Origin of the sequence: Mammaliicoccus sp. I-M35 (assembly GCF_022386455.1) — a bacterium.
In the GTDB taxonomy this organism is placed as follows: Bacteria; Bacillota; Bacilli; order Staphylococcales; family Staphylococcaceae; genus Mammaliicoccus; species Mammaliicoccus sciuri_A.
This window is the reverse complement of sequence record NZ_JAJNIL010000014.1, coordinates 50,351-66,705: the sequence shown is the minus strand read 5'-3', so window position 1 is coordinate 66,705 and position 16,355 is coordinate 50,351. Positions and strand designations below refer to the sequence as shown.

Below are 16,355 nucleotides of genomic sequence, written 5' to 3'. Positions count from 1 at the left end.
ATAATGGAAGTTAGCGCGTTCTAATTACCAGAATTCAGAATAATGGAAGATACAGCATTCTAATTACCACAATTCGAAATAATGGTAGTTAAATCCCCACCTACATCCCAACACACCTCAACCCATCGCCACACATCTCTATCAAATCTCATTTTAAGTTAAGATTTCTTCTGCTAGTAATTGATATGATTTTTTCTTGGCTTCGAAATCATAAATATTTGTGATAATCATAAATTCGTCTGTTTGATATTCTTCTGCTAGTTGGTTAAGTTGTTTTTTCACTGTCTGTGGTGAACCTATAATACTTCTTTTTCGGTTCGTCTTAATGAGTTCTAATTCTTCTTCTGTATAATCGTCTATATTGATTTCTTCTGGTGGTTGAACTTTTGTTCCTAATCCTTTACCTACGTTTAATAACCATTTGTCTTGTGATATGGCTAATTGTTCTGCTGCTTCGTCTGTTTCTGCACATACTACAAAAATACAAACAATGGTTGAGGGTTCTTTCATATTAACGGATGGTTTAAAGTCTTCGTAATAGCGTTTCATAGCGATTTCTTTATATTTAGGATTTATAAAGTGACCGAATACAAATCCAATACCTAATTGTGCTGCGTTTTTAGCACCATTTTCAGTTAAACCTAATAACCACATTGTTGGAGGATTGTCTATGCGTGGTCCTGCTTTGACTAGTCTAAATTGATGATCTCTAGGTAATGAATTATGCAAGAATCCTTGTAAGTCAGATGCTTGTCTGTAAAAGTCATCAATTGGTTTAATATGATCATCGGTTAAAGCTTTTTGTGTAATTGGAGAACCACCTGGTGAATTACCAAATCCTAAGTCGATACGATTAGGAAATAATGCAGATAAAGTCTTACCATTCTCTGCAATTTTATAAGGATTATATTGTGGTAATAATATGCCACCAGAGCCAACTCGAATACGTTCAGTTGAAGCGGCAATTTGAGTCATCAAGATTTCTGGTGATGAACTTGCGAGACCACTCGTATTGTGATGTTCAGCAACCCAATATCTGTGATAACCTAAAGACTCAGTCCATTGTGCCAATGCGATAGTATTTTGTAATGTTTCTTCAGGTGTACTTCCTTTAGAAATGGGTGCTTGATCTAATACACTTAATTTCACGTTATAACGCTCCTTATAATTGACGTTTGTATTTTAATGAAATGTAGTTTTCATTTTCTGGTAAAGTATACATTGGTTTTTCATATTGATATTTAAATCCTTTAGCTTCATAAAAAGGAATACCCATATGGTTTCCTTTACTTACTGAAACCCACTGTTCTTTGGCACCTCTTCTTATTTGATCTTCTGTAATAATATTTAATAAACCTGAACCGATGCCTTCTCGTTTACGCGTTGGATCCAAGTATAGGACATATAATTCAGAGATATGTGTTTCTCTAAAACCGCCGCCACCAGCGCCAACAATTTGTCCATTATCTTCAGCAACAAACCAACCATTCCAATATTGATCAATATTCGTGATTTCTTTTGAAACGCGTTGTTCATTGTAAAATTCATTAATAATTTGTGTGATGTATTTTTCAGGTAGTATATCTTTATATGTCACACGATATCCATCAGAACAAACTTTTATAATACCCTGTACATCATTAATTGTGGCCATTCTATACTCCATATGTATCACCTTCGTAATTTATTTAATTCTAGTATATCTTATCTTTAAAATTTTTAACTATTTTTGCTTATGTGTATGGTTATTTTTTTAAAAGTGTATATAATTGATAATGTATATCAATTAGAAAGTGGGAAACATAATTTGAAAAAGCTTATTATAGGATTGTTAAGTTGTATTTTACTTCTAAGTGCGTGCTCAAATAGTTCAAATGATACGAAAAAGTCTGAATCGAATGAAACGAAAGATTACAAACTAGAGAACGGGAAGACGATTCAAGTTCCTAAGAAACCTAAGAAAGTTGCTGTTTTAACAGCTTTTTATGTAGGGGATTTTATTGAATTAGGTATTAAGCCAATTGCTGTGCCGGATTGGACGAAAGACTCATCTATTATTAAACCACATTTAGATGGAGTAGAACTCGTTGGTGATGGGAATGTTGAGCAAGTAGCGAAACAGAAACCGGATTTAATTATTGTGGATGCAATGGATAAAAATCTTAAAAAATATCAAAAAATTGCACCAACCGTTCCTTATACGTATACAAAGTATAACCATAAAGAAATTTTAACAGAGTTAGGGAAGTTAACTGGTAAAGAAGATAAAGCTAAAGATTGGATCGACAAGTGGAATAAAGAAACAGCTAAAGATAAAAAAGAGATTCAAAGTAAAGTTGGCGATTCAACTGCATCAGTATTTGAACCAGACTCAAAAGAAATCTTTATTTATGAAAGCAACTGGGGACGCGGATTAGACATTGTACATGATGCATTTGGCATGCCAATGACTAAAGAATATGAAGCTAAAGTTAAAAAAGGCGGAAAAGGTTATGAATCTATTTCTAAAGAAGAAATTTCAGATTATGCCGGAGACTATATCTTCTTAAGTAAACCATCATACGGTAACTTTGATTTTGAGAAAACAGCAACTTGGAAAAACTTAGACGCTGTAAAAAATGATAGAGTCATTACGTATAAAGCAGAAGATTATTGGTTTACAGATCCACTTACATTAGAACAACTTAGAGTAAAACTTAAAAAAGAAATTCTTAAAAAAGCTGAATAATATAACGACTAAATACCTACTATGATTAAGACAATCTATAGTAGGTATTTTTTATATCCCACCCCAAATATTCAATACTAAACACCAAAATGATATTATACGTTAAAATAACAATAGGATGGTAGTTGAGGGGAGTGTTATTGTGGAGAAGACTTTATTGCAATGGCATAGAGATGTTGCTGAGCAAATTTTGAGTATCCATTTAAATGTGTTTAATGTTGAAGATATTGAAGATGTTGTTAAAGTTCTTGCGACACCGTTTGATAATGTGAAATCAAAAAAGTTTCAACGAAAGATTTATAAATGGATAAAGGGTCTAAGTTCTAAAAAGATTTATCATATGATTAATGGTTATGGTATTCATTTTATGGTGATGAAATTTCATAATATAAATGAGATTATTTTGTTTGGTCCGTTTGTATTAAAGCGACCATCAGAGAAAGAATGTCTAAGTATGTTAGAAGAACAAATGCGTTCTAGTGCAGATTTAAAAATATTAAAACATTATTTAACGGGAATTTCTGCTGGTCATTATCAACAGATTGTTCGCTTTGCTAAATTAGTCGGGCGCCATGTTCATCAACAAAAAAGAAATTATGATGTTGTTGAGGTACATATGGATGAAACGGATCAAGACCAAATCATTCAACAACCAATTTCAAAGACTTATTTACTTAAAGAATTAGAGGAGCGCTATAAACTTGAAAATCAAATGATGCTCGCTATGCAATATGGGAGAGTTGAAGAAGTACTAGAAATAAATAGGAAGTTAAATGATAAAGTTCAAGGACTTGAAAGATTGAGTACAAAAATGGATAACTTCTTATATGCTGCTACTTTAACGAATACACTTGGTAGAAAAGCGATTGAAGCGGCTGGGGTAGATTATTTAACGATTGATGATATGTCCAAATCCCATGCGAGATTAATTGCTAATACGTCTGATGTTAAAGAAAGTGCATTATTGTTAGAAGAAATTTGCTGCAATTATGCTAAAGCTGCACAAAAAGTACGGGCTATTCAATATTCAGCACATGTTAAATCAGCTGTACAATATATTCATAAATACATTCATACAGACATTTCTTTAGATGATATTTGTGAAAATCTAGGTGTATCAACATCATATTTATCAAGACTATTTAAACAAGAAGTCGGCAAAAGTGTAATTCAATATATTAATGAGATTCGTTTAGACCTCGCAAAAGACTTGTTGATTAAGACAAATATGAATATACAAGAAATTGCAGCATATATCGGTTTTCAACATACACATTATTTTATTAGTTTGTTTAAAAAAGTGTATGGTCAAACGCCATTAAGTTATAGAAAAACGTTAAAAACTGAAAATTCACATAATTAAGTTCGTAATTGTGTTATAAATAGCGAAATATTGATATTATAATGTGTGGTTTTTCGTATAAATTAAAAAGAAAAATGTCACTTATCGTATCATTTTATGGCAACAGGTGTGGGGGTGCGATATTGCTATAATCCTTGATATATAAGCGTTTTTAGAGTCGTTTCAATTTTTGTAACAACGTTGTTATTTTGAGTGATGATTTTCATCGAATGCTAATAGAATTATAATGAACTCGTAGATTCGAGTTTATTTATGTAAGCGCTTACCCAAATTATTGAGGGGGTGTTGTTATTAGCATCGCAAAAACAACAACTAGTCACCAAGTAAAAAAAGGGAAAACAAAAATTGAAACATTTAAGGATATTAACAAACCTAAACTATCTTTAAGAGAAAAAATGGCTTATGGTGCCGGAGATTTTGGTAATGGTCTCATGTTTGATTTAGGTTTAATTTATTTACTGAAGTTCTACACAGATGTATTAGGTATATCATCATTCTACGGAGGTTTAGTGTTCTTAGTTGCTAAACTTTTTGATGCTTTTGTTGATACAGGTGTTGGAGCATTAGTAGATTCTAGAAATAAAATCGGTCCAAAAGGTAAATTTAGACCATTTATATTATATGGTACTTTACCACTTGCATTTTTAACGATTGTTTCATTTATTTCACCTGATTTTTCTGATCAAGGTAAAATTATTTGGGCGTTTGCGACATACTTATTATTTAATGTTGCCTATTCAGTAGTCAATATACCATATGGTTCATTATCAGCTTCAATGACTTTGAATTCAGATGATAGAACACAATTATCTGTATTTAGGAATTTCGGTTCTCAAGGTGCGATGTTTATAACAGGTATCATCGTTATTCCAATGATATCGCTCTTTGATAGTGTATCTGTTGGTTATCCAGTCGTGATCGGTGGGTTAGCTCTGATAGGTGTGGTATTCCATATTCTATGTTACAAAGGTGTTAAAGAAAGGTTTATCGTTGAAAGAGATGAAAATGAAAAGAAAGGCAGTGAATTAAGAGCGTTTAAAGGTCTTTTTAAAAACGGACCTTTTATCGTTTTAATTATATTTACATTGCTCAGTATTACATCACTCTTCTTAAAGCAACAATCACAACTGTACTATTTCCAATACGTGTTAGGCGAACAGAATTTAGTAGGTATCGTAAGTGTATTAAATATTATCACGTTAATTCCGGCATTATTCTTAACAACTTTTCTTAATAAAAAATTTGGTAAGAAATATACCGCGATTATCGGGCTTTTAGGGTTTGCGATTGCTGAAGCGGCAAACTTCTTAATCAGTGGTGAACATGTGATAACATTCTTAGTTATTAACTGTATATCTCAATTTTTCCTTGTTATACCGAATACAGTTGTTTGGGCTTTTATTAGTGATATTGTAGATTATTCACAATGGAAGACAGGTGTTAGATCTGAAGGGATTATTTATTCAAGTTATAGCTTTGCGCGTAAAGTATCACAAGCATTAGCTGGTTTTATTCCTGGTATGGCTTTAACGATTATCGGCTATCAACCGAATGTACAGCAAACAGCAGGCACAATACATGGTTTGAAAATACTTTATTTCATCGTGCCAGGCGTTGCAGTATTATTAGCACTCATCATATTTGGACTGTTCTATACGCTTACAGATAAAAAACATAAACGAATTGTTTCAGAACTCGCATTATTTGAAAAACTATAATAAATAGATAAAGGAGAATGTTATATGCTATATCCAATTATGACAGAAACGAGAAACGTGATTGATTTATCAGGTATTTGGTCTTTTAAATTGATTGAATATAAAGGTGAATATGACGTTACAACTGAAATTGATACAGATTTACAAATGGCAGTGCCAGGTTCTTATAACGATCAAGGTGTTGTATCATCTATTAGAAATCATGTCGGTAAAGTGGTCTATGAAACAACTTTTACAATTCCTAACGTATTACAACAAGAACGACAAGTGCTCAGATTTGGTTCAGCTACACATGAAGCAGAAGTATTTGTGAACGGTCAAAAAGTTGTGTCACATCGAGGTGGATTCTTACCATTCGAAGTTGAAATCAATGATGTTGTACAAAAAGGGAAGAACCGATTAACAGTTATTATCAATAATATTCTAGATGACTCAACACTTCCAGTTGGTAATTTTAAAGAAGTTAAAGATTCAAAAGGAAATATTAAAGCAGTCAATGAACCGAACTTCGATTTCTTTAACTATGCAGGTTTACATAGACCAGTGAAAATTTATACAACGCCAAAAGAACATTATATAGAAGATATCGTTATCGTACCGCATGTAGATGGTCAGAATGCACAAGTAGAATATACGGTTAAAGCATCAGGTAATCAATTTATACAGGTGGATATTATAGATCAAGATGGTCGTATCGTAGCATCTGAAAATGGTGCGGAAAGTACTGTAGAAATTGAAAATGTTCATTTATGGCAGCCAGGTGATGGTTATCAATATACGTTAGCAGTATCTATTAAAGCTGATGATGAAGTCATAGATTATTATGAAGAACCATTTGGTGTAAGATCAATTGAAGTGAAAAATGGCCAGTTTCTCATTAATGGTGAGCTGTTCTACTTTAAAGGGTTTGGTAAACATGAAGATACTTATTATCATGGAAGAGGTTTGAATGAAGTTTCTAATATTCAAGATTTAAATTTAATGAAATGGATAGGAGCCAATTCATTTAGAACTTCACATTACCCATATTCTGAAGAAATGATGCGTCTTGCTGATGAACAAGGTGTAGTCGTGATTGATGAAACAACAGCAGTCGGTGTGCATTTGAATTTCTCAGCAGCATTAGACGGTAGTCAAAATACAGATACATGGAAGAAAATTAGAACGAAAGAAGATCATGAGCAAGTGATTAAAGAATTAATTGCTCGAGATAAAAACTTAGCATGTGTTGTGATGTGGTCGATTGCAAACGAACCAGACTCTGCTTCATTAGGGGCAAAAGAATACTTTGAACCACTAGTGAATCTTGCAAAAGAACTAGATCCGCAAAATAGACCATGTACGATTGTGACATTACTTAATTCATTACCAGACGTGTGCCAAGTGCAAGACTTAGTAGATGTTATTTGTCTAAATAGATATTATGGATGGTATGTACAAAGTGGTGATTTAGAAGCGGCAAAAGAAGCATTGCGACAAGAATTAGACGGCTGGCTAGAAAAACAACCAGACAAACCAATCATGTTCACAGAATATGGAGCAGATACAGTAGTTGGTTTACACGCAATAGATGATATTATGTTTACAGAAGAGTACCAAGTTAAGTATTACGAAGCAAACCATGAAATCATTGATCAATGTCCTAATTTTGTAGGAGAGCAAGTATGGAATTTCGCAGACTTTGAAACAAGTAATGGTGTCATTCGCGTACAAGGAAACCGTAAAGGTATCTTTACTAGAGAAAGAAGACCAAAAGCAGTCGCACATTACTTCAGAAAACGCTGGAATAACATACCAGACTTCGGATATAAGAAGAAATAAGTGTGAAGTAGGTGTCGTTAGGGACAGAATTCTGAGAAATGTCCGTAAGAGGCGTCCCTCTAATTACCACAATTCAGAATAATGGAAGTTTATTATGGATAAACAATCAATTTAAACATTAAAACGCGTCTGGGATATGTAAATGTCCCAGGCGTTTCAGTTTGTTAAGCGTAATAATGAATATGTAATAGTTTAGTTAGAAGTTTGGTTGATTTTTTCTAAATTTTCGTAAGTGATTTTTTTGCAAGTATCTAATGTTTCTTTGATTGCATCATAATTAATATTTTTTAAAATGATAGAACGTTCATCTAAAGGATCTCTCACTTTATTGAAGTATTTTAGTTCTTCGAGTGATTTTAATGCCCCTGTTAATTCTGACGAAGAAGGTTCAAACATGAGTCTGCGTAATTTACGGACGTAGACTTCCTCTTCATTGATTTCGTTAAGATAGAATAGTGTGATTAAATCCATGCGTTTTAAGTGCGTTTCATCAAAAATTCTATTAAAGATGTCTTTTTTTAGTAGTTCATAATGAATAATGTTTTCCATGTTATCCTCCTAATGTTTAATTTTTTAGTTGTTCTTATCTTTAAAAATGTAAAATTGCAATGTCTGAAACTTGTTGAATTTTTCAAAGAGTAAATAGTTTACTCCTAAATAATACCAAAAAATTAACTACTTACGCAATATAATAAGTAAAAAATCATATGTATTTTATTAAAATGAAAAGTTATAAAAATAATTGTATTATACAAATAAAATGATAATTATCTTGTGCGAAATAAAAAAGTTGTTTATTACAAATGTTTTCTTTTTGAACTATCTATAATCGTGGTAGAAGATAAATAAAATAAAAAGTGTAAGAACTTAATAGTTGACGGATGAAAATATCATTGTATGATAATAACGAGTATCAAAATTTATAAATTTAAAATAAAAAAATATATGGAGATGAATTTCATGATAAGAACAATGATGAACGGGAAGATTCATCGTGCTAGAGTTACGGAAGCTAATTTAAATTACGTAGGTAGTATTACAATAGATGCAGACATATTAGATGCAGTAGATATCTTGCCTAATGAGAAAGTAGCGATTGTGAATAATAACAATGGGGCAAGACTTGAAACATATGTAATTGAAGGTGAAAGAGGAAGCGGTAAAATTTGTCTTAATGGTGCTGCCGCAAGACTTGTACAAGTAGATGATGTGATTATTATTATGAACTATGTTCAAGTAACGGATGAAGAAGCGAGATCACATGCACCGAAAGTAGCAGTGATGAATGAGAAGAATGAAATTATTGAAATGATTCATGAAAAAGAAAGTCAAATAATTCTATAGAGGTGACCAGAGATGAGTATTCTAGCAACGATTTTTGTCGTGATTGTCGCAGTTGAACATTTGTACATTATGTATTTAGAAACAATCGCTACGACTTCTAAAAAAACGGCAGAAACATTTAATTTAAAGCAACAAGAGTTAAAAGATAAAAATATTCAAACACTTCTTAAAAACCAAGGTATTTATAATGGTTTACTGGCATTATCATTATTTTATGGTGCCTTTTTATCAAGTAGTCCTAAAGAATTTGTAGCAGTTCTGTTAATATTCATTATATTAGCGGCTATATATGGCAGTCTTACAAGCTCAAAGTCTATTATTTTAAAACAAGGTGGACCAGCAATTATTGCATTAATTCTACTATTAATATAGAAATAAGAAATCCCAAATGTGAACGTTTTGTTAACAGCTTTTCTACAATTTTTGAAAAGTGTAGACAAAGTATACACATTTGGGATTTTATCTCTTTTTAGGGAATATTACAGGTGTTAGTATAAGCGTTATGTTGTATACACTGTATGCATAAACTATATAGTAGATTTAAGGGAGGAAATATTTTTGGCGAACTTTTTATACAAATTGGGTTCTTCTATTGCTAAACATAAGTGGTTAACTATATTTATATGGGTCATCTTATTAGCTGGAATCGTAACGCCATTAACGATTAATAAACCCACATTTGACAACGATATTACAATGAGTGGTATTAAATCAATCGACACGAATGAAAAGATTGAGAAAGAATTTAATCAAGATAGTGAAAAGGCAAATATAAGAGTTGTCTTTAAAAGTGAAGATAAAAAAGGCATAACGGATCAAAAGGTTATGCAAGATATTCAAAAAGCTTTAAAAGATGTAAAAGATAAAGATGATGATATTAAAGAAGTGACAGATCCTTATAAGAATAAACAAATTAATAAAGAGCAAACAACTGCTTTTGCAGATATCAATTATAAAGTATCTCAAACTTCTATTAAATCGGATTCCGTTGATAAAGTTAAAGATGCTGTTAAATCTTTAGAAGATGATGACGATATTCAAACTGAATTAACAGGTAATGCTTTAACTGCGAATACTGAAATCGGTGGCGCTTCTGAAGCTATTGGTATCGTAATTGCTTTCGTTGTGTTACTTGTAACTTTCGGATCATTTATTGCAGCAGGCATGCCAATATTAAGTGCGGTTATCGGACTTGGTTCTAGTATTGGTACAATCGCTTTACTTACGTATTCATTTGATATTCCAAACGTTACGCTATCATTAGCAGTTATGATTGGATTAGCGTTAGGTATTGATTATGCTTTATTCATTTTATTTAGATATAGACAAATTATTAAGACTGAGAAAAATCATATTAAAGCAATTGGATTAGCATTAGGTACAGCCGGAAGTGCCGTTATCTTTGCAGGGGTTACGGTTGTCATTGCTGTCTGTGGTTTAGCATTAGTGGGTATCGATTTCTTAGCTACGATGGGATTTGCATCAGCGCTAAGTGTTATCTTTGCTGTACTCAGTGCCATTACATTACTACCAGCATTGATTAGTGTCTTCCACAAACAAATTCATCCGAAAAAACGTAAAATACATTCAAATGAAAGTCTGGATACACCATGGTCAAAATTTGTAGTAGGTAAACCATGGATAGCATTAATCATTGGATTTGTTATTTTAATCGCAGCAGCTTTACCAGTGACACATATGCGTTTAGGTATACCTGATAATGGTATGAAACCAAATGATTCTACAGAGAAGAAAGCATATGATATAATTTCTGACGATTTTGGAGAAGGCTTTAATGGTCCAATCGTCATGCTTGTGGATACTTCTGATAAAAAAGATAATCCTAAAGCATTACAAAAAGATTTACAAGATTTGATGAAAGATGTAGGCGATATTAAAAATGTTGAAACTGTCACACCGCCTCAATTGAACAAAGATCAAGACTATGCACTTGTGACTGTTCTTCCTGAAAAAGGTCCAAATGCAGAATCAACATATGATTTAGTTCATGATTTAAGAGATTATAATAAAGATGCTAAAGACAAATATGATTTAGATACAGAAATATCAGGTCAAAGTGTTATTAATATAGATATGTCTGAAAAACTTAACGATGCGATACCGTTATTTGCAGGGGTTATTATATTATTAGCCTTCATATTATTAATGGTTGTATTTAGATCAATTATTATTCCTTTAAAAGCAGTACTAGGATTTGTATTATCATTAGCAGCGACTTTAGGATTTACAACACTTATCATGCAAGATGGCTTTATGAGTAGCTTGTTTGGCGTAGATACAACAGGTCCATTATTAGCATTCTTACCTGTTATCACAATAGGGCTGTTATTTGGTTTAGCTATGGATTACGAAGTATTCCTTATGTCGCGTGTACATGAAGAGTATGTACGTACAATGAATAATACGAAGTCCATTAAAGTCGGTCTTAAAGAAAGTGGACCAGTTATTGTCGCAGCAGCACTCATTATGTTTAGTGTATTCATCAGCTTCGTATTCCAAGATGATGTGATGATTAAATCGATGGGTATAGCATTGGCATTCGGAGTATTATTCGATGCATTTATTGTAAGAATGACAATTATTCCAGCATTGACGAAACTATTTGGTAGAGCATCATGGTATATTCCAAATTGGTTAAATGCAATTTTACCTAAAATCGATATTGAAGGTCATGCATTAAGTGAGAATAATCACGTTGCAGAAGAAGCAGGTACAAACAATACACATGCGACAACAATAGAAGTAAGTTCAAAAACAAAAGCATTGTATGATAAGATAGATGATACAAATAAAGATGAAGTATTATATGAAGCATTGCGTCAACATAGTCGTAAGCAAGAACATAATACTCAAGAAGATATTAAAACGAGCACTGACAACCAAGAAATTATAGAAATATTGAATCAACAAACTAAAAATATCGAACAAGTAAACCAATTAGTAGAACGTTTGATAAATAAGAAATAATAGAATAAGGAAAAACGCCGGAACTGCAGAAGTCCCGGCGTTTTTTGGGGGGGAGAATTTTTTATAAAAGATGTGAGTTAAAGGTGGAGTAAACACACGAGATTGAAAAAGATGTGAGTTAAAGAGGTAATAAACTCACAAGATTGAAAAAGATGTGAGTTAAAGGTGGAGTAAACACACGAGATTGAAAAAGATGTGAGTTAAAGGTGGAGTAAACACACGAGATTGAAAAAGATGTGAGTTAAAGAGGTAATAAACTCACAAGATTGCGAAACATGTGAGTTAAAGGTGGAATAAACACACGAGATTGAAAAAGATGTGAGTTAAAGAGGTAATAAACTCACAAGATTGCGAAACATGTGAGTTAAAGGTGGAGTAAACACACGAGATCGCAAAAGATGTGAGTTAAAGACGGAGTAAACACACAAGATTGAAAAAGATGTGAGTTAAAGACGGAGTAAACACACGAGATTGAAAAACGTGTGAGTTAAAGAGGTAGTAAACTCACGAGATTGAAAAAGATGTGAGTTAAAGGCGGAGTAAACACACAAGATTGAAAAAGATGTGAGTTAAAGAGGTAATAAACTCACAAGATTGCGAAACATGTGAGTTAAAGGTTGAATAAACACACGAGATTGAAAAACATGTGAGTTAAAGGAGTAGTAAACTCACAAGATCGCAAAAGATGTGAGTTAAAGAGGTAATAAACTCACAAGATTGCGAAACATGTGAGTTAAAGGTGGAATAAACACACAAGATTGAAAAAGATGTGAGTTAAAGAGGTAATAAACTCACAAGATTGCGAAACATGTGAGTTAAAGGAGTAGTAAACTCACAAGATCGCAAAAGATGTGAGTTTATTCTATATAAATACATTATTTACCTACAATCCCCCACATTCTGTAACGCCATTTCACAAATATTCGTAAAAACTTTTAACCATTGAAATATTGTTTCAAAAATGAGATAATGTAAACGATTCCAATAAGGGTGTGTTGATATGTTAGGTTTTTCGGTATATTTAGGTGAAGCGTTTGATGAATTATATATTGAGACGATGCTCAATCATGGTTTCAAGTATGTGTTTACTTCTCTTCAAATTCCTGAAGAGGATTCGGAATTGTATTTTGATAGGTTAAAGGAATTGAAGCTACTTATTGGTGATAAAGCTGAAATTATAGCTGATGCGAGTCCGCATGCTTTTCAAAATCTTGGGCTTTCTTATAAGCAACCGGAAGTATTAAAAGGTTTAGGTATTGATTATATAAGGTTGGATATTTCGCTAGCGATTCCGGATATTATTTCTTTATTAAGTGAAGTTAAAATTGTCTGTAATGCGAGTACGGATGCGATAAGTTTATTGGATGAACTTAAAGATCAAGATATTGATATGTCTCGTATTATGGTTGCGCATAATTATTATCCTCGTCCTGAAACTGGACTAGATAAAGCTTACTTTATAAAGCAAAATACAAAATTAAAGACATCATTCCCGGATATTTCAATTATGGCTTTTGTACCAGGTACGGTATATAGAGGTCCGGTATATGAAGGCTTACCTACATTAGAAGATCATAGATATTGCCACCCATTAGTTGCTGCTCATGAATTAGCAGCTTTAGGAGTAGATGATATTTGTATAGGGGATACAGGTATCGATACAACAACGATCGATCAATTCAACAACTTCTTTCATAAAGGAATCGTGTCACTTCAAGTGCAATCTGAAACAAAGCATTTAGAAAGTTATATTGGGAGAATTTTTCATAATAGAAAAGACAAAGCTAGAGATGTGATTAGAGCGGAAGAAGGACGGCAAATGTTTCAATCTGAAATATTGCCTGAGAACACGGTTGCAAGAACAAGGGGTGCGATCACTTTAGATAATAAAAAGTATGGTCGCTATATGAATGAATTACAAATCGTCAATAAAGATTTAAAACGTCATGAAGCTGTTAATGTTATTGGACATATATGCCAACATGATATACCATGCATAGATTTAATTGATGCAGGTACAGCTTTTCAGTTTGTTAAGGGGGAAGAATAAATGGATATTAGTCGTTTAACGACAGAATCAAGAAATGAGCACTCGTCTAAGTTAGACACATTAACACCTGAGCAATTTGTTGATGTTATGAATAACGAAGATCAAAAAGTGGCTCAGTTTATTAAAGAAGAAAATCATGCAATTGCTCAATTAATTAGGCAAGTTATTAAAGGATTAAACAATGGTGGAAGATTGATTTATATGGGCGCAGGTACAAGTGGTCGATTAGGTGTATTAGACGCAGCTGAATGTGTACCAACATTTGGTGTAACACCTGATGTTGTCGTTGGACTTATTGCTGGTGGTCCAAGTGCGATGACTGTAGCTGTTGAGGGTGCAGAAGATGATGAAAGTCTAGGCGAACAAGATTTAAGAGATTTAAATATTAATGAACATGATACGGTTATCGGGATAGCTGCTAGTGGTAGAACACCATATGTAATAGGTGGTTTAAGATACGCACAAAGTATAAATGTACCTACTGGCTGTGTGACATGCAATAAAGCATCTGAAGTTGGTAAACATGCAGATTATCCGGTCCAAGTAGATGTCGGCCCTGAAGTATTGACAGGTTCAACGAGATTGAAAGCAGGTACTGCTCAAAAATTAATTCTTAATATGATATCAACAGGGGCAATGGTTGGTATAGGAAAAGTATACGAGAATTTAATGATTGATGTTAAACCAACTAATAAAAAACTAAAGCAAAGAGCCGTAAACATGATTCAAGAAGTATTACAAACAACGGATGAAGATAGTGAGAAATTATTCAAACAAAGTGATGAGCAAGTGAAAGTAGCAATAGTAATGGGGATGCATGGAATTTCTAAAGAGGAAGCATTAGAAAGACTTAAACAAGCTAAAGGGTTTGTGAGAAATACGTAAATTAAGGGGTGTGTAGGCTATGACAAAAGAAAGAGAGATTGCACAAAATATTCTCAAAGAAGTCGGGGGAAGAGATAATTTAGACAAAGTGATACATTGTATGACGCGTGTCAGAATGAATATCGTTGATTACAGTAAGGTCGATGTCGAAGGTTTAAAGAATATCAAGGGCGTAATGGGTGTAGTAGAAGATGATATGCTTCAAGTTGTGATTGGACCAGGTACTGTTAATAAAGTAGCTAATGAAATGAGTTCAATTATAGGGGTTCCTTTAGGTGAAGATATAAAGCATAAAGCATCTAATAAAGAACAAGTTGAAAAAGAAGCGGATTTATTTAAGCAAAGTATTAATAAGAAGAATCAAACACCATTTAAAAAAGTATTAAGATCTATTGCTAATATATTTGTACCATTAATTCCAGCTTTTGTTGGTGCAGGTTTAATTGGTGGTATTTCTGCAGTACTATCTAATATGTTAACAGCAGGTACATTAGATGGTGCGACATGGGAACAGTTCGTATTAATATTCGATATCATTAAAAATGGTATTTTCGCATATCTCGTGATTTATGTGGGTATTAATGCGGCAAAAGAATTTGGCGCAACACCAGGTTTAGGTGGTGTTATTGGTGGTACAACCATGCTGACGGGTATGGATCCAGAAAGTCCGCTTAAAAATATTTTTAATGGAGAACCATTAGCTGCCGGTCAAGGTGGTGTCATTGGTGTTATCATTGCAGTTTGGATTTTATCTTTAATTGAAAAAAGATTACACAAAGTCGTTCCAAGTGCGGTAGATATCATTGTTACGCCAACGATTACACTATTTATTATGGGGCTAGGAACAATATTCTTAATCATGCCAATTGCCGGCTTTATTTCAAATGGCTTATTAGGCGTAATAGATTGGGTTCTAAATATCGGTGGTGCATTTAGTGGATTTGTACTAGGTGCAACGTTCTTACCACTTGTTATGTTTGGCTTACACCAAGTATTAACACCGATTCATATCGAAATGATTAATCAATCTGGTGCAACTTATCTCTTACCTATTCTAGCCATGGCTGGTGCAGGTCAAGTAGGTGCAGCATTTGCATTATGGTTTAAATGTAGAAAAAATAAAAAGATTATCAACTTACTTAAAGGGGCATTGCCAGTTGGTATTTTAGGCATTGGAGAACCGTTGATTTACGGTGTAACACTTCCTTTAGGTAGACCATTTATCACAGCATGTATCGGTGGAGGTGTTGGTGGTGCAGTTATCGGTGGCATTGGTCATATCGGTGCATCAGCAATTGGACCAAGTGGCGTTTCACTTATTCCACTTATTTCTGATAATATGTATTTAGGATATATCGCAGGATTGCTAGCAGCATATCTTGGCGGATTCATTGCCACATATTTATTTGGAACAAATAAAGAAATGACGGCACCACAAGAATTAGAAGAGGATTAAAT

General features: G+C 33.1%; 13 protein-coding genes. 10 read left to right on the top strand and 3 right to left on the bottom strand.

Annotated features, from left to right (window positions below; genetic code table 11):
* Positions 1-153: 153 nt before the first annotated feature.
* Together LQ679_RS13550 and LQ679_RS13545 are read right to left on the bottom strand one after the other, a co-directional pair.
* Positions 154-1,149, bottom strand: a complete 996-nt coding sequence (locus LQ679_RS13550; RefSeq protein ID WP_239763331.1) for an LLM class flavin-dependent oxidoreductase — start codon at positions 1,147-1,149, stop codon at positions 154-156.
* A 13-nt stretch (positions 1,150-1,162) separates the two neighbouring features.
* Entirely contained in the window at positions 1,163-1,654 is a 492-nt protein-coding gene (locus tag LQ679_RS13545) for a GNAT family N-acetyltransferase (RefSeq protein WP_239763318.1), read from the bottom strand.
* Positions 1,655-1,807: 153 nt separating this feature from the next.
* On the opposite strand from LQ679_RS13545, the gene LQ679_RS13540 reads away from it, so the two are divergent.
* From LQ679_RS13540 to uidA, 4 genes are all read left to right on the top strand, one after another.
* On the top strand, positions 1,808-2,728 hold the full coding sequence (locus tag LQ679_RS13540; protein ID WP_239763317.1) for an ABC transporter substrate-binding protein: 921 nt from the start codon (positions 1,808-1,810) through the stop codon (positions 2,726-2,728).
* A gap of 142 nt (positions 2,729-2,870) precedes the next feature.
* The gene (locus tag LQ679_RS14915; RefSeq protein ID WP_239763316.1) at positions 2,871-4,091 is read left to right on the top strand and encodes a helix-turn-helix transcriptional regulator; all 1,221 of its coding nucleotides are present in this window, start codon (positions 2,871-2,873) and stop codon (positions 4,089-4,091) included.
* A 395-nt stretch (positions 4,092-4,486) separates the two neighbouring features.
* Complete coding sequence (locus LQ679_RS13530; protein ID WP_275589948.1) at positions 4,487-5,809, top strand: glycoside-pentoside-hexuronide (GPH):cation symporter; 1,323 nt, start codon at positions 4,487-4,489, stop codon at positions 5,807-5,809.
* Between the two features lie 24 nt (positions 5,810-5,833).
* Positions 5,834-7,630 (top strand): beta-glucuronidase, encoded by a 1,797-nt coding sequence (uidA, locus tag LQ679_RS13525; RefSeq protein WP_239763314.1) that lies wholly within the window; start codon positions 5,834-5,836, stop codon positions 7,628-7,630.
* 192 nt (positions 7,631-7,822) lie between these two features.
* Here uidA and LQ679_RS13520 read toward each other — a convergent pair whose 3' ends face one another.
* The gene (locus LQ679_RS13520; protein ID WP_103362065.1) at positions 7,823-8,179 is read right to left on the bottom strand and encodes a transcriptional regulator, SarA/Rot family; all 357 of its coding nucleotides are present in this window, start codon (positions 8,177-8,179) and stop codon (positions 7,823-7,825) included.
* A 411-nt stretch (positions 8,180-8,590) separates the two neighbouring features.
* Between LQ679_RS13520 and panD the strand changes: the two genes are divergently transcribed.
* The 6 genes from panD (at position 8,591) to LQ679_RS13490 (ending at position 16,353) form a co-directional block, all read left to right on the top strand.
* Positions 8,591-8,974: an aspartate 1-decarboxylase gene (panD, locus tag LQ679_RS13515; protein WP_025905023.1), complete on the top strand. Its 384-nt coding sequence runs from the start codon at positions 8,591-8,593 to the stop codon at positions 8,972-8,974.
* Positions 8,975-8,986: 12 nt separating this feature from the next.
* Positions 8,987-9,346, top strand: coding sequence for a DUF1304 domain-containing protein (locus LQ679_RS13510; protein WP_025905022.1), 360 nt, complete (start codon positions 8,987-8,989; stop codon positions 9,344-9,346).
* A 186-nt stretch (positions 9,347-9,532) separates the two neighbouring features.
* Positions 9,533-11,962: an MMPL family transporter gene (locus LQ679_RS13505; protein WP_239763312.1), complete on the top strand. Its 2,430-nt coding sequence runs from the start codon at positions 9,533-9,535 to the stop codon at positions 11,960-11,962.
* Positions 11,963-12,962: 1,000 nt separating this feature from the next.
* Positions 12,963-14,012, top strand: a complete 1,050-nt coding sequence (locus LQ679_RS13500) for a MupG family TIM beta-alpha barrel fold protein (RefSeq protein ID WP_204188289.1) — start codon at positions 12,963-12,965, stop codon at positions 14,010-14,012.
* A complete protein-coding gene (murQ, locus tag LQ679_RS13495) occupies positions 14,013-14,897 on the top strand; it encodes an N-acetylmuramic acid 6-phosphate etherase (protein WP_037589842.1) in 885 nt (294 codons plus the stop codon).
* A 19-nt stretch (positions 14,898-14,916) separates the two neighbouring features.
* Entirely contained in the window at positions 14,917-16,353 is a 1,437-nt protein-coding gene (locus LQ679_RS13490) for a PTS transporter subunit EIIC (RefSeq protein WP_159316353.1), read from the top strand.
* The last annotated feature ends 2 nt before the right edge of the window (positions 16,354-16,355 follow it).

Bases quoted from the DNA above. Each gene is read 5' to 3' on its own strand.
- LQ679_RS13490 (WP_159316353.1), top strand. From the start codon at position 14,917: ATGACAAAAGAAAGAGAGATTGCACAAAATATTCTCAAAGAAGTCGGG.
- LQ679_RS13510 (WP_025905022.1), top strand. From the start codon at position 8,987: ATGAGTATTCTAGCAACGATTTTTGTCGTGATTGTCGCAGTTGAACAT.
- LQ679_RS13500 (WP_204188289.1), top strand. From the start codon at position 12,963: ATGTTAGGTTTTTCGGTATATTTAGGTGAAGCGTTTGATGAATTATAT.
- LQ679_RS13530 (WP_275589948.1), top strand. From the start codon at position 4,487: ATGGCTTATGGTGCCGGAGATTTTGGTAATGGTCTCATGTTTGATTTA.
- panD (WP_025905023.1), top strand. From the start codon at position 8,591: ATGATAAGAACAATGATGAACGGGAAGATTCATCGTGCTAGAGTTACG.
- uidA (WP_239763314.1), top strand. From the start codon at position 5,834: ATGCTATATCCAATTATGACAGAAACGAGAAACGTGATTGATTTATCA.
- murQ (WP_037589842.1), top strand. From the start codon at position 14,013: ATGGATATTAGTCGTTTAACGACAGAATCAAGAAATGAGCACTCGTCT.
- LQ679_RS13545 (WP_239763318.1), bottom strand. From the start codon at position 1,654: ATGGCCACAATTAATGATGTACAGGGTATTATAAAAGTTTGTTCTGAT.
- LQ679_RS13520 (WP_103362065.1), bottom strand. From the start codon at position 8,179: ATGGAAAACATTATTCATTATGAACTACTAAAAAAAGACATCTTTAAT.